Source organism: candidate division WOR-3 bacterium, assembly GCA_039804025.1.
Lineage (GTDB): Bacteria > Hydrothermota > Hydrothermia > Hydrothermales > JAJRUZ01 > JBCNVI01.
Genome location: JBDRZP010000001.1, coordinates 172,824 through 192,149, shown reverse-complemented (window position 1 = coordinate 192,149; position 19,326 = coordinate 172,824). Strand labels below are relative to the sequence as shown.

Below are 19,326 nucleotides of genomic sequence, written 5' to 3'. Positions count from 1 at the left end.
TGAATATCAAAAAATTTTGGCTTTTCTTTTTCTTCTTCTATTTCTAAATTAAAAGTTTTATTAAAAATTTTTATAAGATATTTACCCTTTTTAAAATTTATTAAAGATGATTCAAAGATATTTTCTGTTTCCATTTTAAGGGGGTATTTTTTTCCATTTATATGAAAAGGTAAAAAAGGAGGGTTTTCACCAAAACTTTTAATGAAAAAGGATAAACTGAATTCGCCTTCAGTTTCTTTTTCTGAAAAAAGAGGAACTATTTTTGGATCTAAATTTGATAGAAAATTTTTTCTTATTATTTCTATAAATTTTTTTTCTAAATTTCTTTCTGAGGCGAGATTTATTTTCCATAAGTCAGGTGTTGATATTATCAAATCTTTTTCTTTAGCCAAAATTAAAGGCAATTTTTTGTTATCTAAGAAGAAATAAAAAAGTGTATCTCCCTTTAAATTTTTTTTAAATTCAATTTTTTCAATATTAACTTTTTCCTCAAATTCTAAATCAAATTCTCCTTCAAGAAAAGTGTCAGGATAGGGAATAAATATTTTCGGTAAATCCCTTTCCTTTTCTGTGAATATATCAATATAAAAGTCATAATCGGTATTCAGTTTGTTATAAGTTCTTCCTTTAATTTCCATTTCAATATCAGCATTGAGGTAATTTTTAAAAAATCTATTTAAAAAGCCTATGACAGGATAAAAGTTATCAGATGTTAATTTTATTTTTGTATTCTCATCAATATCAGTAACATAAAAATTTTTTGTTAAATTTTGAGTTTTAAAGGTTATTTTTCTTGTTGAATTGGGCTTAAATTCTGGAAAATAGTATTTTTCCCCAAATATTTTTATTTTTTCCCTTTTTATTTTATTTTCATAAACTTCAATTTCTATGTTATCTCCCTCAATTAAGAAACCCTCTTTTTTATTTTTTCTAATTAAATATAATGGTGTAATTTTGAAATCTTCTTTTTTAAAATCTTCTGGAAAAAAATAATTAAACCTTATTTTATTTTTTATTAAAAGATTCAGAATTTCTCTTTTTCTTTCATAATCAAAATATCCTAAATAAAATATATCTTCTTCCCTTGTTTTTTTAAGTAAATTAATAAAATCACTTTCACTTTCAAGTTTTTCTTTTCTGAAGATTTTTAAATCTTTATTTTTTAGGTATTTTTCTAAATTTTTTTCAATTAAAAGAAGGGGTTTAATTTTTCTTTTTTCTTCAATTTTAAAAACAAAATCTGTGAGAAAAAGAAATAGAAAAAAAAGAGAAAGAGTTCTTAAGGTAAATAAAATTTTTTTATTCTTTTCTCTTCTATAAAGTAAAAATGAAACAAAGATTGAAAATAAAAAACTAAAAACTAATTGATATATCAATTTTGTGAAGGTCTTCTAAAATTCCTGAAGGAATATAGGAGTAAGAAAGTGAAACTCTCTTTATAGTTAAAATCAAACCTGCTCCAAAACCTGTTATAACTCTGTGTAATCCTTCAAATTCAACAAGGTCTTTTCTCCTTGAGTCATAATTTAAAATTATGTTTAAAAATTTATTTAATTCATAAAGAAAAGATAATCTATAGGAAAAGAGATTTTCTTCATAGGAAAAGCCAGTTGAGGGGATGAATTTATTGAGATTTGCGGAAAAAGAAAAGGATAATTCATAGGGCGCAGGGCTTGCTTTTTTATTTGTTGAAAATCCAAGATTTCTTATATCAAGGGAGCTTCTTAAAGGAATTTCATTAAACAGGAATTCTTTTAGAAGTGAGAAATCAAAAGCAAGGGCAAGTGAAGAGAATTCTTTTAATTTCACATATAGAACTTTTATTGCTAATCCCTTCTGAATTTCAAAAGTTTTTTTGAAGGGGATAAAGGGGAAGTTTAATATAAAACCTATATGTGTGGGGTTAATTATTTCACCTGTTTTGAAACCAAAGGAATCAATAACTTCAAATTTTCCTGCATTGTATGAAAAAATAGCAAAATAAAATTTTTTATAATTTCCTGCGAAATAAAGGGTATTTATGTCTAAAATATATTGTGTGTATCCACTTGAGATTTTTATTTTTGTTGTTTCATCTATAAAAATAGGTCTATAAAATATTTTATTTGTTTCAAAATGTTTTAAAAAATGGTTATCTTTAAGAAGTGCTTGAGTTCCAGAGTAAGGAATATTTACAAAGTCAAAAGTTGTAAATGAAAAAAGTAAAATAAAAATTTTCATTTTTAAAATCATAAAATAAATTGAAAAAAAAGTTCAAGTTTTATTAATTTTTATTGATGGGATTTTTATTCTATATAAACAACAAGGACAAATGGTTTCCTGGATTAGAGTTATACACAATCTTGATTCATTGAAAATTTTTTTTATTTAAAGGTGTATACTTTTTAGCCATTGAAGGTAATAAATATAGCCTAAAGAAAAAATTTGTGGTTTACAGGTAAAGTTCAAAGTAAAAAATTAACTAAGAGAATTATAGATTGTTTAAATATTATAAATTTAGAAATAGAATAAATTTTGTTTTTTTTCTTTTTTGTAATTATTTTTTTCCGTCATGAATTTAACTATTTTATTAAAAATAATAATTTTTGTTTTTTATAATTAATTTTGCAGGAGGGAAGAAAATGGAAAAACATAAAAAAAATTCGGAGCCCTTTTGGAGAACCCCTCTTGATTATAAGGAAATAAAAAAAAGAAAGGGCAATGTTATAATTCTTGAAGACTTATGTAAGGGTTGTTCCTTTTGTATAGAATTTTGTCCTACAAATTCCCTTACAAAATCAGATAAATTAAATTCAAAGGGCTATCATCCTCCGGTATTTAATCCTGAAAACTGCACGGGTTGTTCTTTCTGTGAAAGAGTTTGTCCTGAGTTTGCAATTGTTGTTGAAAAAGTGGAGGTTGAAAAATGAAAACTAAGATTTTAGCAGGCACTCATTATATGCTTGGTGACCATGCCTGTGCTGAGGGAGCAATAGCTGCTGGATGCAGATTTTTTGCAGGTTACCCTATTACCCCTTCAACCGAAATTGCAGAATGGATAGCAAGAAGACTTCCTAAATTCGGAGGAGTTTATATTCAGATGGAAGATGAACTTGCCTCAATGGCTGCTATTATCGGAGCTTCATGCGGGGGTATAAAATCAATGACTGCAACATCAGGTCCAGGAATGTCCCTTATGATGGAAAATATAGGGCTTGCTGTTATGCTTGAGGTTCCCTGTGTTATTGTTAATGTTCAGAGAGGTGCTCCTTCAACAGGGCTTCCGACCCTTGTAGGTCAAGGAGATGTAATGCAGGCAAAATGGGGTTCCCACGGTGACTACGAAATTGTTGCTTATGCCCCCAATTCGTGCCAAGAAATGTTTGACTTAACAGTTGAAGCCTTTAATACAGCTGAAAAATATAGAATTCCTGTTATAATTCTTGCAGATGAAGCAGTAGGTCATCTAAGGGAAAAAGTTGTCATTCCTGATGAAAAGGAAATAAAAATTGTTGAAAGAGAAAAACCCGATGTTTCTCCGGAGGAATACTTGCCTTATAAAGGTGACGGAAATCTTGTTCCTAAAATGGCACTTGCGGGAGAGGGTTATTTTGTTCATATGACAGGTTTGACTCATGATGAAAGGGGATATCCTGATATTACAGGTGAAGCACATGAAAGACTTGTAAGGAGACTGATTGATAAGATTCAGAAGAATAAAGAAAAAATTATAAAATATGAGGAAATAGAGACAGATGATGCTGAAATTCTTTTAGTATCCTACGGTATTACTGCAAGGAGTTCATTAAAAGCTGTTCAAATATTAAGAAAAGAGGGGATTAAAGCAGGTCTTTTCCGCTTAATTACTATATGGCCTTTTCCCTATGAGAGGATAGAAGAACTTTCAAGAAAAGTGTCAAAAATTGTAGTACCAGAAATAAATTCAGGACAAATAAGAGGTGAGGTATTGAAGGCAATAAAATCCAATTTACCTGTTGTTGGAGTTAATAAACTTGGTGGAGATTTAATTACGCCTTATGAAATTATTGAAAAAGTAAAGGAAAAATAAAAGGAGGAAAAAGATGAAAGTGGAAATAAAAAAAGAAAAAGAAGTTAAACATCATCTTTCAAAGTGGATAAGAGAGGACAGGTGGCCTCATATATGGTGTTCAGGTTGTGGTATTGGTATAGCAATGAGTTCAATGCTTTATGCTTTTGAAGAATTAAATCTTGATCCTAAGGAAATTGCTATAGTAAGTGGAATTGGATGTTCAGGAAGAGTTGCAGGTTATGTTAAAGTAGATTCATATCATACCACCCATGGAAGGGCGATTCCCTTTGCAATTGGGCTTAAGATAGCAAAACCTAATATGAAGGTTATTGTTTTTTCAGGTGACGGAGATCTAATTTCTATTGGTGGAAATCATTTTATACATGCTGCGAGAAGAAATTTTGATCTTATTTGTATATGTGTAAATAATTTTAATTACGGAATGACAGGAGGACAGTTTGGACCTACAACACCTCATGAAGCAATAACGACTACAACTCCTTATGGAAATTTTGAGTATCCCTTTAATTTACCGTATCTTGCAGCTTCTGCAGGAGCAACTTTTGTTGCAAGGTGGACAGTTCTTCATGCCTATTATTTAAGACAGAGTATTAAAAAAGCTTTAAAAAGAAAGGGTTTTTCTTTCATTGAAGTTATTTCACCATGTCCAACTGGTTTTGGTAGACCCAACAAAATTGGAGAAGCAATTGATGAAATGAAATACTATAAAGAAAAGAGTGTTATAAAAAATGGAGTTGATCCGAAAGAAGCTGAGCTTTCTTTCAGGGGTGGAAATATAATTGTGGGAGAATTCATAGAAGTGGATAAGCCATCTTATATTGAGATTTTAAAGGAAAATTTAGAAAAAATTAAGGAGGTTTAAAATGGAAAAGAATATAAAGGAAATACAATTTGCCGGTTTTGGGGGTCAGGGGATAGTTTTATCCGGTTATATTCTTGGTCAGGCTATAACTGTATTTGAAGGAAGGAATAGTTCAATGACACAGAGTTATGGACCTGAAGCAAGAGGTGGTGCCTGTTCATCAGGAGTTGTTATTTCAGATAATCCTTCTGAAATGGTTTCCTACCCGAAAGTTACTGAGCCTGATGTTCTTGTTTGTATGTCACAGGAAGCTTTGAATGTCTATGCAAATAAAATTAAAAAAAATGGAATTTTAATTTATGATTCAGACCTTGTTACCTTAAATTTAGATCGGAATGATTTAGAATTATACCCTATTCCTGCAACAAGAAAGGCAGAAGAGCTTGGTAATAAACTTGTAGCAAACTCTATTATGCTTGGTGCACTTCAGAGGATTACGGGGATTTGTTCTGAAGAAGCATTAAAAAAATCAATAAAAGCTTCTGTTAAAAAAGATTATGCAGAAATAAATATTAAAGCTTTTGAACTTGGTATAAACCTTGCTGAAGAAGTTTTAAAAGCGGGGGTAAAGAAATGAAACTAAATCCATATTTTAAGGAGGAAGTTAATAGGGAACTGGGTGAACATAAGATTTTAATGTGTTATCAATGTGGAAAGTGTTCTTCTTTTTGTCCTCTTTTTAATCTTGAACCGGAAAAATTTAATCCAAGAAGAATTATTGAAATGGTAAATATAGGTGCTGAGGATGTTTTAAAATTAGATGATATATGGAGGTGCACAACCTGTTATGAGTGTGCTGAAAACTGTCCACAGAAGATTAATTTTGTAGAACTTATAGTTTACCTGAGAACAAAAGCAACTGAAAAGGGCTTTGCACCTAAATTACCCTTACAGGAGCTTGAAAGTGTAAGAAAAGAAGGATTTTCTGTTCCTCTTTCCCCAAGAGCAAAAAAATGGATAGAAAATTATATGGTTGAAGTTAAAACAAGGGGGTAAAAATGAACGAAACCATTGTATATTTTCCTGGATGTCTTGCTTCAAGAAAATTTCCAGGCTTTGATTATTCAACAAGGTTTATCTTACAAAAACTCAATATTGAATTTAAAATGAGTGATGAATTTTCCTGCTGTCCTGATCCTGTTTGGGTGAGGTCTTTATCCTATAAAGAATGGAAGGAAAGGGGGATAAGAAATTTAGAAATTGCAAAAAATCTTGGTTCTAAACTTGTAACAATATGTAATGGATGTTTTGAAACACTTTTTACAGTTAAAAAGACTTTCTTTAATGGTAAATCAATTCCTGTAGAACATCTTTTATATACTCTTTGGAAAAATAAAAAAGAAGAAATAAAGAATAAAATAATAAATCCCTTAAATGGAAAAAGGTTTGGAATACATGAAGGGTGTCATTTCAAAAGACCTACCTCTCTTACTTTAACTGAATTTAAGGAATTAAAGGAAGTTAATGTTTTGAAAGAAATGGTTGAGCTTCTTGGAGCAGAAGCAGTTGAAGGGACAGAAAGCTGTTGTGGTTTACCCAATTTTATAACAGATAAGGAACTTTCCTTTTTCCTTGCAAGAAAAAGAATAGATGAATTTAAAAATGTTGATGGTATTGTTGTTATATGTCCTTCTTGTTTTTCACAGTTTGAAAATGTTTTAGCAAATGATAAAAGGGAAATACCTGTGTACTTTTATTTTGAACTTCTTGCTTATTCTCTTGGGCTTGATAAAGAAAACTTAGGATTTGAATTTCACAGAATAAAACCTTTTTCTATATAAAAGGAGGGGAAAATTATGAATAATAACGAAGAAATAAGGATAGGAGTTTATGTATGCCATTGTGGTTTAAACATTGCAGGTAGTGTTGATTGTGCTGAGGTTGCAAAATTTGCATCAACTTTACCAAATGTAGTTATAGCAAGGGATTATAAGTATACCTGTTCTGATCCAGGACAGGAGATGATAAAAAATGATATTAAAGAATATAAATTAAATAGAGTAGTTGTTGCATCCTGTTCTCCAAGATTGCATGAGCCTACCTTTAGAAAAACAATTGAAGAGGCTGGTTTAAATAAGTACCTTTTAGAAATGGCAAATATAAGGGAACACTGCTCTTGGGTTCATCTTTACGAAAGAAAGGAGGCTACAGAAAAGGCAAAAGATCTTGTAAAGGCGGCAGTTTCAAGAGCTAGATTTTTAAAACCCCAGAAAGAAGCAAAAGTTCCTATTATTAAAAAAGCACTTGTCATTGGTGGAGGAGTGGCTGGAATTCAGGCTGCTCTTGATCTTGCAGATACAGGATATGAGGTATTTATGGTTGAAAAGGAGCCTTCCATAGGTGGTAGAATGGCTCAAATTGATAAGACATTTCCAACAATGGATTGTTCAATATGTATTCTTGCTCCTAAAATGGCGGAGGCAGGTAGACATCCTAACATAAAAATATATACTAATTCTATTGTTAAAGAAATAACGGGTTATATTGGAAACTTCCATGTTAAAATTTTGAAAAAGGCAAGATATGTAACAAAAGAATGCACTGCATGTGGTGAGTGTTCAAAAGTTTGTCCTAACGAGTCCCCTAATGAGTTTGATGTTGGAATGGCAACAAGGAAGGCTATATATATTCCTTTCCCTCAGGCAGTTCCTACCCAGTATATAATAGACCCGAGTTTATGTTTAAATATCAAAAAAGGAACAATAGTATGTGAGGAGTGTATAACAGCTTGTGAAAAGAAGGCAATAAATTTTAATGACAAGGATGAAATTGTTGAAATTGATGTTGGGACAATAATAATAGCAACAGGTATGGATGTTTATGACCCAAGGGAAAATCATGATTATGGTTACGGAATTTATGAAAATGTTATAACCTCTCTTGAATTTGAAAGGCTCATAAATTCAGCAGGCCCCACAAAAGGAACACTTATAAGACCTTCTGATGGTAAAATTCCAAAGGTAGTTGCTTTTATTCAGTGTGTAGGTTCAAGGGATTTAAGGAATAATAAATACTGTTCTAATGTATGCTGTATGAATACGGTGAAGGATGCTCTTTTAATTAAGGAGCACTGGCCAGAAACACAGATATATGTTTTTTATCAGGATATAAGGGCTTTTGGTAAGGGATTTGAGGATCTTTTCAGGAGAAGTAAAGAGGAAGGTGTTGTTTATATAAGGGGTTTACCTTCAAGAGTTGAAGAATTAGAAGATAAACGGTTAAAAATTTATGCAGAAGATACTCTTTTATCAAAAATTGTTGAGCTTGAAGCTGATATGGTGATACTTTCAGTTGGTTTAATTCCAAGGAGGGATAGGGAAGAAATTCAGAAAAAGCTTACTTTAAGTTTATCAGAGGATGGTTTTTATCTTGAGTCTCATCCTAAATTAAAACCAGTTGATACTGCAATAGGAGGTGTTTTTCTTGCAGGTTGTGCTGAGGGTCCAAAGGATATAAAAGATAGTGTAACTCAAGCTTCTGCTGCAGCGGCAAGGGCAGGAATTTTGATGGCTAAGGGAGAAGTGACTGTTGAGGCTTTAACGCCTGTAATAGATCCTGATGTTTGTAAGAGGTGCGGAATGTGTGCTAATGTTTGTCCTTACAGTGCCTGGATATGGAGTAAAGAGGAAAGGAATGTTCCAAAATTAATTGAGGCTTCCTGTGCTGGTTGTGGTGCATGTGGTGCTGAGTGTCCTTCTGAAGCAATTGATATGAGGCATTTCCCTGATGAAGCAATTTATGCTCAGATTGATGCCTTACTTGAAGAAGAACCTGAAAATAAAGTTCTTGTTTTTGCTTGTAACTGGTGTTCCTATGCTGGTGCAGACCTTGCTGGTGTTTCAAGATTCCAGTATCCACCGAATTCAAGAATAATAAGAACAATGTGTTCAGCAAGAGTAAAACCAGATTTTATTATCCATGCTCTAAAAAAAGGTGCTGGAGCAGTTTTATGGTCTGGTTGTCATATAGGAGATTGTCATTATAACTATGCAAATTTAAATACAAAAAGAAGATATGAAAATTTGATGAAGCGACTTGAAAGAATTGGAATAAGAAAAGAAAGGGTTCAGCTGGATTGGTTCTCAGCTGCAGAGGGAATTCAGTTTGCAAATAAAATGAGGGAAATGGCAGAAATTGTAAAAACTGTGACTAAGGAGGAGATTGAAAAGACAAAGGAAGCTCTTAGTCAATTTAAAACTCCGGAAAAATATAAAAAATTACTTTTATCTTTAAAAAAGGAAGAGATAACAGTATAAATTAATAATTTTACTTATTTTAATTTTTTTAATTATAATATCTACCTTGCGGGCGGGTAGCTCAGATGGTGAGAGCGTCGGCTTTACAAGCCGGAGGCCCGAGGTTCAAATCCTCGCCCGCCCACTAAAAAAAATTTGAGAAAAAAATCCCTTATAATCGGTCTTGATGGAGCCCCATACCACTTATTTTCAAAATGGTTTACTGAAAAAAAACTTCTCTTCACAGGAAAACTGATTGAAGAGGGGGTTTTTGGAATACTTGAAACAACTATACCGCCCTATACAATGATAGCATGGCCCTGTTTTTACACAGGAAAAAATCCTGCTAAAATCGGTCCATTTCTAATAAAATCAGAAGGATTTGATCCTGAAGCTTTCTCAAAGTCTCATTTTTTAAGTGCAAATGAAATTAAAACCTGGACTATCTGGGAATATTTAAGCGAACTTAACTATAAAGTAGGAGTTATGAATGTTCCTGTTACTTATCCTCCTAAAAAAGTTAATGGTTTTCTAATTTCTGACTTTTTAACACCAAAAGGTGCTATTGATTACACATATCCACCTGAATTAAAAGATGAACTTAAGGATTATAAAATAAAATCAGAACTTTCTACTGGCTTTGGATTTAAAGATAAATATCTTGATAGAGTTAAAATTGAAAAAATGTTTTATGATTTGCTTGATAGAAGGATTTATTATGCTTTAAAACTTTTAAAAGAAAAAAATCCAGATTTTTTCATAATAGATTTTAAAGAATTTGATGATTTTATGCACTTTTTCTTTGATGATGAAAATAAAGTTTATGAATATTTTAAAAAAATAGACAGAGCAATAGAAGAAATGTATAAGATACTAAAACCTGAAGTGATTCTTATAATGTCTGACCATGGATTTCATAAAGCACCTGAAAGATATTTCTATATAAATAGATGGCTTGAATTAAAAGGTCTTTTAAAAAGAAAAAAAACAATAAGAGGGAAATTTTCAAGATTTTTATATGAGGCTGGTGTTCTTACTCTAAAGTATATGAGTTTTGTAAGAAATTTTGTTCCTGAAAGACTAAAATTCAAAATAGCAAGGGAGGAAATGAAAAAGAGAATTGAATGGGAAGAAACAAAGGTTTATGCCAACTGGTATGCTGGACTTTACTTTAACCCTAAATTTTTTAAAAATGAGGAGGAAAAAAGAAAACTTGCCTTTGAACTTAAAGAAGAACTTTTGAAACTTACTGATGAAGAGGTAAACAAAAAACCCATTTTAAAAGCGTTTACAAAATATGAAATTTTTTTTGGACCTTATTTTGATTTTATGCCAGAAGTTGTTTATACCACTTCTCCTTCATACAAAATTAATGTAAATTTAACTTCTAAGGTTTTTGATAGAATAATTGAAAGACCAGATATAAGAGGACATCATATGGGAGACCTTGAAGGGATTTATATTTTTAATGGAGACGGGTTTAAAAGAGGTTTTAAAGGTCCTAAACTTTCCCTTTTAGATGCAATTCCAAATTTTCTCTATGCACTTCACGAACCTCTTATAAAAGATATGGATGGAAAAATTTGCGAGGAGCTATTTGAAAAAAATATAGAAAAGGAAAGAATAAAATATTTTGATAAAGAATATATACCTTATAAAGTAAAAGAACTGAAAGAGGAGGAGGAAGAATCTATAAAGGAACATTTAAAAGGACTTGGATACTTATGAAAAATTTAAATGAATTTTTTAATTCAAAAATAAGGGTATTTTTTATATACGCTCTTTTATCCCTTATTTATTTTTATAATCCACTTATAACAGGAAAACTTTTAGCAGGGTCTGATTACCTTCTTGGAGGATATGTTGCAAGAGAATGGTTATCTAATTACCTTAAAAACTTCTATTTACCACTATGGTTTCCCTTTGAAAGAGCAGGTTACCCGATTTTAGAAGCCTTCTGGATGGATATTTTCACACCTACAGGATTACTAAGAATTTTTTTGCCAACTCATATCCACTTTAATTTCAGTTTCTTTTTTTATACAGTTTTAGCAGGATTTGGAACATATCTTTTTCTAAAGGAATTAAAAATAAAATCACTCTTTGCTTTCATTGCAGGAGTCTTTTACTCTTTTTCAGGTATTTTGATAACAAACACATCAGCAGGGCATTTAAATAGGCTTGTAAGTTCCTCACTTTTGCCCCTTGTTATGTATTTTCTTTTACTTGGTGTTGAAAGAAAAAAACTTTTATTTTTTATTTTAGCAGGTTATTTTGCAGGATGGCAGTTTCTTAGTGGTCAATTCCAATTTACCTATTTTTCCTTTTTCCTTTATATCCCATTTTTCTTTTTTCTCTTATTTACAAGTAAATTAAAATTAATAGATAAATTAAAACTAACCTTTTATGCTTTAATTGGTATTATTTTCACAATTTTACTTTATTCACCTTATATTTTACCGGTTATACAAAATCTAAAAGCACTGGCAAGGGGAGCTGGTCGAGGTTATGAGTATGCTTCGAGCTGGTCACTTTTCCCCCTTGAGACCTTTGATATAATTTTTATAAATTTTACAGGTTTCCTTGAAACTTATTGGGGTCCGAATTTCTTTAGACTTAATCACTATTATATAGGGCTTTTCCCCTTTATGCTTTTTATATTTGCTTTTTTCTCAAAGAATAAAAAAAATTTAATTTTTTTCTTTATAATCTTTTTTATCACTTTAACCTTTTCGTGGGGAAATTACTTTATTACCCATAAAATTTTTTATTATATTGTTCCAGGTATCAGTAAATTCAGAGGACCATCAAATATATTCTTTTTAACCACCTTTTGCCTTGTAACTATTTCAGCAATAGGACTTTCTTATTTAAGTGAAAATTTTAATGATAAAAGAGTAAAATACACCTTTTTGATTTTTTTAATCTTATTTATTCTTATTCTTGTTTTTTTCTCTTCTCTTAGAAACCTATTTAAAGATATTATAAATAATTACCCATTAGAAAGAGGAGAAATAAATCAAAAACTATTTGCCTTTGATCGAGCAATGACCTTGTTTGTTAGAAACATTTACATTTTAATTTTCGAGCTTATTTTTGTTTATATTATCTTTTATGTTATAAAAATCAATCTGGAAAAAGAAATATTATTTCTTATTTTCCCTCTTATTACTTTTTTTGAGGTTTTTGTATTTTTGAGACCGAATTTTTTAAAATCAACGGAACTTAAAGAATATACACAGAAGGATGAAGTTATAAATTTTTTAGAAAAAGATAAAAGTTTTTTCAGAGTTTTTTATTTACCTAACTTTTATGAGCATGATAATGATGGTATTTTAACAATTTATGGAATTGAAGATGCAGGAGGATATGTGGGTAACCCCCTTAAAAGGTATCAAGATTTTATAGGTGCAGGTGAATCAGTTATGTTTAATCCACAGAATTTGATTAAAAACAGGAATCTTTTGAACTTAATTAATATAAAATATTTTATATTGCCAATTTTCCCGATGGATACAACAATTTTAAGGGGTAGAGAAAAAAGTATAGTTAAGTTTCTGTTAGATTACACAAAGGATATGGAACTTGTTTTTAAAGGTAAAAAATACTATATTTTTGAAAATAAAAAGGATTTTGGAAGATTTTATTTAAGAAATAAATTTTATGTTGCTAATTCACCTGAGGAAGCGCTTTCCCTTATAGTGGAGAAAAATTATGCTGATTCTTTCGCTGTAATAGAAAAAAATTTTTTACCAAAGAATTACATGGAATTTGAAAATGTTCATGTTTTTTTAAAAAGCTTAGAAATTATTGAAAGAAAGCCTGATTTATACAGAATTAAAATAAACATAAGTAAAAATTCCATACTTATCTTTTCCATGAATTATCATAAGGGGTGGAATGCTTACATTGATGGAGAGAAAAAAGAAGTTTTTCCTCTCAATTACGCTTTTATAGGTCTTTTAGTTCCTGAAGGTGAGCATGAGATAGTTTTCAAATTTGGTTCAAAATTTCATTATATAGGAATTTTTCTTAATTTGTTATTTACATTTTTAGTAGTGCTTTTACTTGCACTTTTCATTTTTAAAAGGTAAAATTAATTTTTTAAAATGGGTTCAACCCCCAATTTTGTAAAAGGAGGAAAAAAATTATGATTTGTCCTGAGTGCGGGTCAATGAAGGTGGAAGAAATTGAAAAAGGATACTTTTACTGTCTTGAATGTGGTCATGAGTTTTCTGAAGAGGATGAATACATAGAGGATTCTGATTTTGAGGATACAATTCTTGAAGATGAAGAAGAAGAGGAAGAGGAAGAATTTTTCGAATACGACGAGGAAGAGGAAGAGGAAGAATTTTGAATAAATTGAGGCTTTTTTTTGGGATTCCTCTTAAAGAGGAAATTAAAGAAAAAATTTTTGAATATCTTGATAAAAATAAACTTTTTAAAAAAAATTATAAATGGGTTTCAAAAGAAAACTACCACATAACATTAAAATTTTTAGGAGATGTTAGTGAAGGTTTAATAGAAAAAATTGAAAAAATTGGTGAGGAAGTAGCCTCCTCTTTTAATATTTTCTCTGTATATACCTCTGAATTTGGAGGTTTTCCTGACAGAAAAAAAGCACGGGTTTTTTTTCTTTCTGTGAAAGAAGCGGAAAGAATTGAAAGAGTTTTTGAGTTACTGGACAACAAACTTACACTTTTTAATTTTGAAAGAGAAAGAAAAAAGTATCATCCCCATATTACGCTTGCAAGATTGAGAGAGTTTGAAAGTTTACCTGATTTAAAACCACTTGAGCTTAAATTGGATATTGAAGGTTTCTCATTATACGAGAGTATTTTGAAAAGAGAAGGTCCTTTTTATAAAATTTTAAAATATTTTCCTTTCCGGAGGTAAAAATGGTTGAAAAACAGAATATTATTTCAAGAGCAAGGGAAGTTTTAAAACTTGAAGCAAAAGGAATAGAAAAAATTGTTAATCTAATAGGATATGAGTTTGTAAAAGCAGTTGAACTCATACTTAATACAAAAGGTAAATTAATAGTTTCTGGTTTGGGAAAATCAGGAATTGTTGGCAAAAAGATAGCAGCTACTTTTACATCCACAGGAACACCAGCCCTTTATTTACATCCTTCAGAATCCCTTCATGGAGATTTAGGAGTTGTCTCTAAAGATGATACTGCCTTTTTTATTTCCAAAAGTGGTCAAACTGATGAACTTCAGATACTTCTTCCTTTCTTTAAAAGAAAAAACATTCCTTTAATTGCAATGACTGCAAATAAAGATTCTGAACTTGCAAAGGCTGCTGACATATTGCTTTATATTCCAGTAGATAAAGAAGCCTGCCCCTATGACCTTGCTCCAACTGTTAGCACTACAGTTTTTCTTGCAGTAGGAGATGCTCTTGCAATTGTAGTTATGGAGCAAAAAAAGTTTAAAGCTGAAGATTTTGCTGCCCTTCATCCCGGTGGGGTTATTGGAAAAAGGTTCTGGCTAAAGGTTAGGGATATGATGGTAAAAGGTAAAGATGTTCCTATTGTTCACAAGGATTCACCTATGAAGGATGTGATAATTGAAATGACACAAAAGAGGGGTATTACAAGTGTTGTGGATGATGATGGAAAAGTAATCGGAGTTATAACTGATGGTGATTTAAGAAGATTACTTGAGAAGAGCTGGGAAAAAATTTTCAACTATAAGGCATGTGAAGTTATGACAACAAACCCAAAAATCATAACTCCTGATGCTCTTGCTTATACAGCTGCAAAAAAAATGGAGGAGTATAAGATAACGGCTCTTATAGTTGTAGATGAAGCAAATAAACCCATAGGAGTTATTCATTTACATGATCTCATGAAAGCTAATGTAATTTGAGAAAATTTTATAAAAGATTTAAAAGATTTTTAATTTCACTTTTAATTATAACCTTAACAAAAATTTTTTTTTATTATCCTTTAAAATTTCATAAATTTTTATCTCTCTTTTTTTATTTTTTTCTTTCAAGATTTAGAAAAATAGGAATTAAAAATCTTGAGATAGCAAAATTCAAAAAGAAAATTTTATGGAAGAATTTTTGTTTCATGACTTATGGTCTTTTAAAATTCATTAAAATGAAGAATAAAAATGAAGATTTTATTTTAAAAAATACAGAGGTTATTAATTTTGATATTCTTAAGAGTAAAATAGAAAAGAAAAGAGGAGTGCTTGTTCTTACACTTCATATGGGTTTTTGGGAAATAATTCCTGCCTATTTTTCCTTAAAGAAGATTCCTGTGTGTGTTCTTGCATCAAAAGTATACTCTGATTTTATTGATAATTTTATAAACAGCATAAGAAGAAATTATGGAACAGAGGTAGTTCATCCTGAAAATACTTTAAGTCTTGTCAAAAAACTAAAGAAAGGTTATGCGGTTGGGATCCTTATGGACCAAAAGCAGGGTTCTAAAAGAATAAAGGTTGATTTTTTTGGAAAAAAAGTTGAAGCACCTGCAGGTCCGCTTGAAATAGCTTATAAAATTAATCCTGAAGTTATTTTGATGAGATGTGAAAGTGAAAAAGGAAGGGAGATCATTTATATTGAAGATATTACTTTGAGTTATAATTTAAAATATGATTTACAGAATATTTATAATAAATTTGAAAAATGGATAAGAAGAAAACCATGGCAATGGGTATGGATACATCAAAGATTTTGATTGTTTTTTTTATATTATTTTTTTTCTGCTCAGAGGAAAATAAAAAGGAAGAAATTAAAATAGATGAAAACCTTGAAGAGATTAAAAAAGTTAAAATTGTTGAATATAAAGAAATGGATAAATTATTTGAACTTTTTTCAGAAGATATTGTCTCAAAGGAAAAAATTTTAAAGGCTAAAAAACTTGATATCATTATTTACGATAAAGGAATTAAAAGCGTTTACATTAAAGCAGATTCTGGGAATTATTCAGAAAAAGGAAATGTGGAATTAAAGGGTAATGTTAAACTCTTTAATTACGAGGGCGATACCCTATGGACCTCTTATTTACTATATGAGTTTAATGAGGGGATTATAAAGAGTGATACTGAATGTAAACTATTTCAGAAGGGAAAATATATAAGAGGAAAAGGTTTTGAAAGTAGAAAGCCCTTCAAAAAAATAAAGATATTTGGTAAGGTTGAGGGAATTTCAAAATGATATTTTTTTTATATGTACTTCTTTCAGAATTAAATTACAGTGCTAATGAAGTATGGGTTGAAGTTTATGAAAAAGGAAGGATTATAAATGCAAAGGGTAATTGTACTCTTAAGGGAGAAAATTTTGAGATTAAAGCTGATTCTGCACTAATTTTTGAAAGTGAGAATCTTGATTCTGCCTATCTTTATAAGAATATTAAAGTTGAGTCCAGAAAATTGAGTATTTTTTCTGATAAAGTATTTTACAATTTTATAAATTCTTTTGCAATTTTTGAGAAAAATGTAAAAATAGAAAGTGATACATATATGATAAAAACAGATAAAGTTTTTTACAGTGACTTAAAAGATTCTGCTTTTGCTGATAGTAAAGTTTCTATAAAAGATAAAATAAGAAATATTGAAATTGAAGGATTTAAAATGGTTTATTTAACTAATAAAAAAAAGGGAAAAATTGATTCTCTTATAGGTATTAAAATTTTTGAGGAAAAGGACACAGTTGATATAAAGGGTAAAAGACTTTTAATTTTAGATAAAACTTTTTTCATCACAGAAAATGTGAATATTATTTCCAAAGATTTTAATGGATTTTGTGACACACTTTTATGGGAAAGTGATATCATTAAACTTAAGGGAAGAAAACCAGAACTTTTTGCAAGAGATAGCAAATTAAGTGGTAAAAATATTGAGATTTTTCTTGAAAATAAAAAATTGAAAAGGATTCTTTCAAAGGATAAAAGTTTTCTAAAAACTGTTTCAGAGAAGAAGGATACTCTTTATCTTTATTCTGATTTTCTTGACATTTTTCTTGATGATTCTTTAAAGTTGGAAAAGGTTTCAGGAGGTAGAAAAATTGAAGGAGAAATAAAAAGATGATATTGAAAACAGAGGGGCTTGTAAAAATTTATAGAAAAAGAAGGGTTGTAAATAATGTTTCTATTGAATTAAAAAAAGGTGAAATTGTAGGACTTCTTGGCCCAAATGGGGCTGGAAAAACAACAACTTTTTATATGATCTCAGGTGTTATAAAACCAAATGAGGGTAGAGTTTTTATTGGTGATATTGATATAACGGATTTACCGATGTATAAAAGAGCAAGAATGGGTATTATCTATTTACCACAGGAACCTTCAGTTTTCAGAAAGTTAAGTGTTTTTGATAATGTTTATGGAATTCTTCAGATGAGAGGATATAAGAATAGTGTTGCTAAAGAGAAAACAGAAGAAGTTTTAAAAAAGATGGGAATTTTTCATTTGAAGGATTCCAAAGCCTATATGCTTTCAGGAGGTGAGAGGAGGCGTCTTGAGGTGGCAAGAGCTCTTGTTCTTGAGCCTAAATTTTTATTACTTGATGAGCCATTTACGGGAATAGATCCAAAAACAAGGGAAGAGATACAAACTATTGTTTTATCTTTAAAAAATGAGGATATAGGAGTTTTAATAACTGACCATAATGTTAGGGAGACACTTGAAATTACAGATAGAGCTTACATAATATATGAAGGTAGGGTTTTAATTTCCGGAAAATCTGAAGAACTTGTGAATAATGAAACTGTTAGAAAGGTTTATCTGGGAGAAAAATTTAAACTATGAAGGAAGAAATTAAATTAAGTCAGGATTTAAGATTAAAACCCATTCTTATTCCGAGATTATTACAGATAGCAAAAGTATGCTCTTTGAATCTTCTTGAATTAAGAGAATATTTAAATCATGAGATAGAAAACAATTTTTTACTTGAAAAAAGGGAAAAAAGAATTAAAGGAGTGGAGAAAGAAAGAGATGATTTTGAATTAAAAGAGTTCTTTCAAATTTTTTCAGAGCCAGAGTATTATGAAAAGAGGAGAAGAGGAGAGGAAGAGGAGGAAGAAGATTATTTATCATTAATCCCTTCTAAAGGTCCTTCCCTTTATGAGAGGTTGAGTTTTCAGATAGAGTTTGCATTTAGAAATGAAGAAGATAGAGATATAGCTTTAAAACTTATTGATTATATAAATAGTGATGGATTTATAGTAGAGGACCTTGATAGAGTTGCAGAAGAATTAAAAGTTGACAGAGTTAAACTTGAAGAAATAAGAAAGGAGATAATGAAACTTGATCCTCTTGGAGTTGGTTCAAGAGATGTAAGGGAAGCTCTTTTATGTCAACTTGAAGTAAGAAAAATGGAGGATACTCTTGCTTATGAAATTGTTAAGAATCATTTTGATATTTTGAGTAAACCAAAAGAAGAGATTGCAGCTGAACTTAAAAAAAATGTTTTAGAGGTCGAGGAAGCTTTAATATTGATAAGGAAGCTCAATGCAAGACCGGGTCGCATTTATTCAGAGGAGGAGCCCGAGTATGTTATGCCTGAATATGTGATAAAATTGAGGGATAATGAGCTTGTATATGAGGAGGTTAAAGATATTATTCCTGAAATAAGGTTGAATCATACTTATTTAAAGATGCTTGAGGATGAGAATACCCCTTCTGAGGTTAAGAAGTTTATAAAGGATTATGTAAGAAAAGCAATGGAACTTTTTGAACTTTTGAATGAAAGAAGAAGGAGGATAGAAAAGGTTTTGAATTTTATTATTGAATATCAAAGAGATTTTTTAATGAGTTCAGAGGGTAAATTAAAACCGATATCGCAGACAGATGCCTCAAAAAAGCTTAACATTTCTGTTTCTGCCCTGCATAGAATTATAACAGGTAAATATGTAGCAACACCAAGAGGAATTTTTGAATTAAAGTTTTTCTTTCCGAGGGGATTAAGGACAAAAAGGGGAGAAACTTTTGATAGGGATGAAGTAAAAAAAATTATAAAAGAGTTAATAGATAAAGAATCACCGGATTCTCCTTTAACTGATGAGGAAATAAGGAGGATAATAAAGTTTGAAAAAGGTATTGATATAACAAGGAGAGAGGTTTGCAAATTGAGAAAGGAAATGAAAATAGAAAGTTATGATAAGAGAAAAAGGAAAAAAATTTGAAATAGATTCTTAATAAAATTTTTGGAAAACTTGACAATTAA

19 protein-coding genes and 1 tRNA gene are annotated in these 19,326 nt (G+C 30.2%); 18 read left to right on the top strand and 2 right to left on the bottom strand.

The window, feature by feature from the left end; translation table 11 throughout:
* Positions 1–1,376, bottom strand: a 1,376-nt coding sequence (locus ABIN73_00925; GenBank protein MEO0268290.1) for a hypothetical protein, incomplete at its 3' end; no start/stop codon positions are given.
* The gene (locus ABIN73_00920) at positions 1,354–2,220 is read right to left on the bottom strand and encodes a hypothetical protein (GenBank protein MEO0268289.1); all 867 of its coding nucleotides are present in this window, start codon (positions 2,218–2,220) and stop codon (positions 1,354–1,356) included. The genes ABIN73_00925 and ABIN73_00920, both read right to left, overlap by 23 nt.
* 401 nt (positions 2,221–2,621) lie before the next feature.
* Here ABIN73_00920 and ABIN73_00915 point away from each other — a divergent pair, with 401 nt between their 5' ends.
* The 18 genes from ABIN73_00915 (at position 2,622) to rpoN (ending at position 19,285) form a co-directional block, all read left to right on the top strand.
* On the top strand, positions 2,622–2,909 hold the full coding sequence (locus ABIN73_00915; protein MEO0268288.1) for a 4Fe-4S binding protein: 288 nt from the start codon (positions 2,622–2,624) through the stop codon (positions 2,907–2,909).
* Positions 2,906–4,048, top strand: a complete 1,143-nt coding sequence (locus tag ABIN73_00910; GenBank protein ID MEO0268287.1) for a 2-oxoacid:acceptor oxidoreductase subunit alpha — start codon at positions 2,906–2,908, stop codon at positions 4,046–4,048. Before ABIN73_00915 ends, ABIN73_00910 begins: the two co-directional genes overlap by 4 nt.
* 13 nt (positions 4,049–4,061) lie before the next feature.
* On the top strand, positions 4,062–4,913 hold the full coding sequence (locus ABIN73_00905) for a thiamine pyrophosphate-dependent enzyme (protein ID MEO0268286.1): 852 nt from the start codon (positions 4,062–4,064) through the stop codon (positions 4,911–4,913).
* A gap of 1 nt (position 4,914) precedes the next feature.
* Complete coding sequence (locus ABIN73_00900) at positions 4,915–5,490, top strand: 2-oxoacid:acceptor oxidoreductase family protein (GenBank protein ID MEO0268285.1); 576 nt, start codon at positions 4,915–4,917, stop codon at positions 5,488–5,490.
* Positions 5,487–5,909 carry a 4Fe-4S dicluster domain-containing protein gene (locus ABIN73_00895; GenBank protein MEO0268284.1) on the top strand — a complete coding sequence of 141 codons (423 nt, stop codon included), beginning with the start codon at positions 5,487–5,489 and terminating at the stop codon, positions 5,907–5,909. Before ABIN73_00900 ends, ABIN73_00895 begins: the two co-directional genes overlap by 4 nt.
* Before the next feature lie 2 nt (positions 5,910–5,911).
* Entirely contained in the window at positions 5,912–6,694 is a 783-nt protein-coding gene (locus tag ABIN73_00890) for a heterodisulfide reductase-related iron-sulfur binding cluster (GenBank protein MEO0268283.1), read from the top strand.
* A 15-nt stretch (positions 6,695–6,709) separates the two neighbouring features.
* Entirely contained in the window at positions 6,710–9,169 is a 2,460-nt protein-coding gene (gene hdrA2, locus ABIN73_00885) for a CoB-CoM heterodisulfide reductase HdrA2 (protein ID MEO0268282.1), read from the top strand.
* 50 nt (positions 9,170–9,219) lie between these two features.
* Positions 9,220–9,293 (top strand) — tRNA-Val (locus ABIN73_00880).
* Between the two features lie 11 nt (positions 9,294–9,304).
* Positions 9,305–10,876, top strand: a complete 1,572-nt coding sequence (locus tag ABIN73_00875; protein ID MEO0268281.1) for an alkaline phosphatase family protein — start codon at positions 9,305–9,307, stop codon at positions 10,874–10,876.
* Positions 10,873–13,242, top strand: coding sequence for a YfhO family protein (locus tag ABIN73_00870; protein ID MEO0268280.1), 2,370 nt, complete (start codon positions 10,873–10,875; stop codon positions 13,240–13,242). Before ABIN73_00875 ends, ABIN73_00870 begins: the two co-directional genes overlap by 4 nt.
* 56 nt (positions 13,243–13,298) lie before the next feature.
* Positions 13,299–13,505: a hypothetical protein gene (locus ABIN73_00865; protein MEO0268279.1), complete on the top strand. Its 207-nt coding sequence runs from the start codon at positions 13,299–13,301 to the stop codon at positions 13,503–13,505.
* Complete coding sequence (thpR, locus tag ABIN73_00860; protein MEO0268278.1) at positions 13,502–14,044, top strand: RNA 2',3'-cyclic phosphodiesterase; 543 nt, start codon at positions 13,502–13,504, stop codon at positions 14,042–14,044. The genes ABIN73_00865 and thpR overlap by 4 nt, the downstream gene beginning before the upstream one ends.
* 2 nt (positions 14,045–14,046) lie before the next feature.
* Positions 14,047–15,021, top strand: coding sequence for a KpsF/GutQ family sugar-phosphate isomerase (locus ABIN73_00855; GenBank protein MEO0268277.1), 975 nt, complete (start codon positions 14,047–14,049; stop codon positions 15,019–15,021).
* Entirely contained in the window at positions 15,018–15,842 is an 825-nt protein-coding gene (locus ABIN73_00850; GenBank protein ID MEO0268276.1) for a lysophospholipid acyltransferase family protein, read from the top strand. Before ABIN73_00855 ends, ABIN73_00850 begins: the two co-directional genes overlap by 4 nt.
* Positions 15,791–16,321: an LPS export ABC transporter periplasmic protein LptC gene (gene lptC / locus ABIN73_00845; protein ID MEO0268275.1), complete on the top strand. Its 531-nt coding sequence runs from the start codon at positions 15,791–15,793 to the stop codon at positions 16,319–16,321. Before ABIN73_00850 ends, lptC begins: the two co-directional genes overlap by 52 nt.
* Positions 16,318–17,193 carry an OstA-like protein gene (locus ABIN73_00840; protein MEO0268274.1) on the top strand — a complete coding sequence of 292 codons (876 nt, stop codon included), beginning with the start codon at positions 16,318–16,320 and terminating at the stop codon, positions 17,191–17,193. Before lptC ends, ABIN73_00840 begins: the two co-directional genes overlap by 4 nt.
* Positions 17,190–17,909 (top strand): LPS export ABC transporter ATP-binding protein, encoded by a 720-nt coding sequence (lptB, locus tag ABIN73_00835; GenBank protein ID MEO0268273.1) that lies wholly within the window; start codon positions 17,190–17,192, stop codon positions 17,907–17,909. The genes ABIN73_00840 and lptB overlap by 4 nt, the downstream gene beginning before the upstream one ends.
* The gene (rpoN, locus tag ABIN73_00830) at positions 17,906–19,285 is read left to right on the top strand and encodes an RNA polymerase factor sigma-54 (GenBank protein ID MEO0268272.1); all 1,380 of its coding nucleotides are present in this window, start codon (positions 17,906–17,908) and stop codon (positions 19,283–19,285) included. Before lptB ends, rpoN begins: the two co-directional genes overlap by 4 nt.
* The last annotated feature ends 41 nt before the right edge of the window (positions 19,286–19,326 follow it).

What these genes read in the sequence shown, in the direction of transcription:
- ABIN73_00870 (MEO0268280.1), top strand. Translation starts at nt 10,873, where the DNA reads ATGAAAAATTTAAATGAATTTTTTAATTCAAAAATAAGGGTATTTTTT.
- ABIN73_00910 (MEO0268287.1), top strand. Translation starts at nt 2,906, where the DNA reads ATGAAAACTAAGATTTTAGCAGGCACTCATTATATGCTTGGTGACCAT.
- ABIN73_00890 (MEO0268283.1), top strand. Translation starts at nt 5,912, where the DNA reads ATGAACGAAACCATTGTATATTTTCCTGGATGTCTTGCTTCAAGAAAA.
- ABIN73_00840 (MEO0268274.1), top strand. Translation starts at nt 16,318, where the DNA reads ATGATATTTTTTTTATATGTACTTCTTTCAGAATTAAATTACAGTGCT.
- ABIN73_00900 (MEO0268285.1), top strand. Translation starts at nt 4,915, where the DNA reads ATGGAAAAGAATATAAAGGAAATACAATTTGCCGGTTTTGGGGGTCAG.
- lptB (MEO0268273.1), top strand. Translation starts at nt 17,190, where the DNA reads ATGATATTGAAAACAGAGGGGCTTGTAAAAATTTATAGAAAAAGAAGG.
- ABIN73_00915 (MEO0268288.1), top strand. Translation starts at nt 2,622, where the DNA reads ATGGAAAAACATAAAAAAAATTCGGAGCCCTTTTGGAGAACCCCTCTT.
- ABIN73_00855 (MEO0268277.1), top strand. Translation starts at nt 14,047, where the DNA reads ATGGTTGAAAAACAGAATATTATTTCAAGAGCAAGGGAAGTTTTAAAA.
- hdrA2 (MEO0268282.1), top strand. Translation starts at nt 6,710, where the DNA reads ATGAATAATAACGAAGAAATAAGGATAGGAGTTTATGTATGCCATTGT.
- ABIN73_00920 (MEO0268289.1), bottom strand. Translation starts at nt 2,220, where the DNA reads ATGAAAATTTTTATTTTACTTTTTTCATTTACAACTTTTGACTTTGTA.
- ABIN73_00895 (MEO0268284.1), top strand. Translation starts at nt 5,487, where the DNA reads ATGAAACTAAATCCATATTTTAAGGAGGAAGTTAATAGGGAACTGGGT.
- lptC (MEO0268275.1), top strand. Translation starts at nt 15,791, where the DNA reads ATGGATAAGAAGAAAACCATGGCAATGGGTATGGATACATCAAAGATT.
- ABIN73_00865 (MEO0268279.1), top strand. Translation starts at nt 13,299, where the DNA reads ATGATTTGTCCTGAGTGCGGGTCAATGAAGGTGGAAGAAATTGAAAAA.
- ABIN73_00905 (MEO0268286.1), top strand. Translation starts at nt 4,062, where the DNA reads ATGAAAGTGGAAATAAAAAAAGAAAAAGAAGTTAAACATCATCTTTCA.
- rpoN (MEO0268272.1), top strand. Translation starts at nt 17,906, where the DNA reads ATGAAGGAAGAAATTAAATTAAGTCAGGATTTAAGATTAAAACCCATT.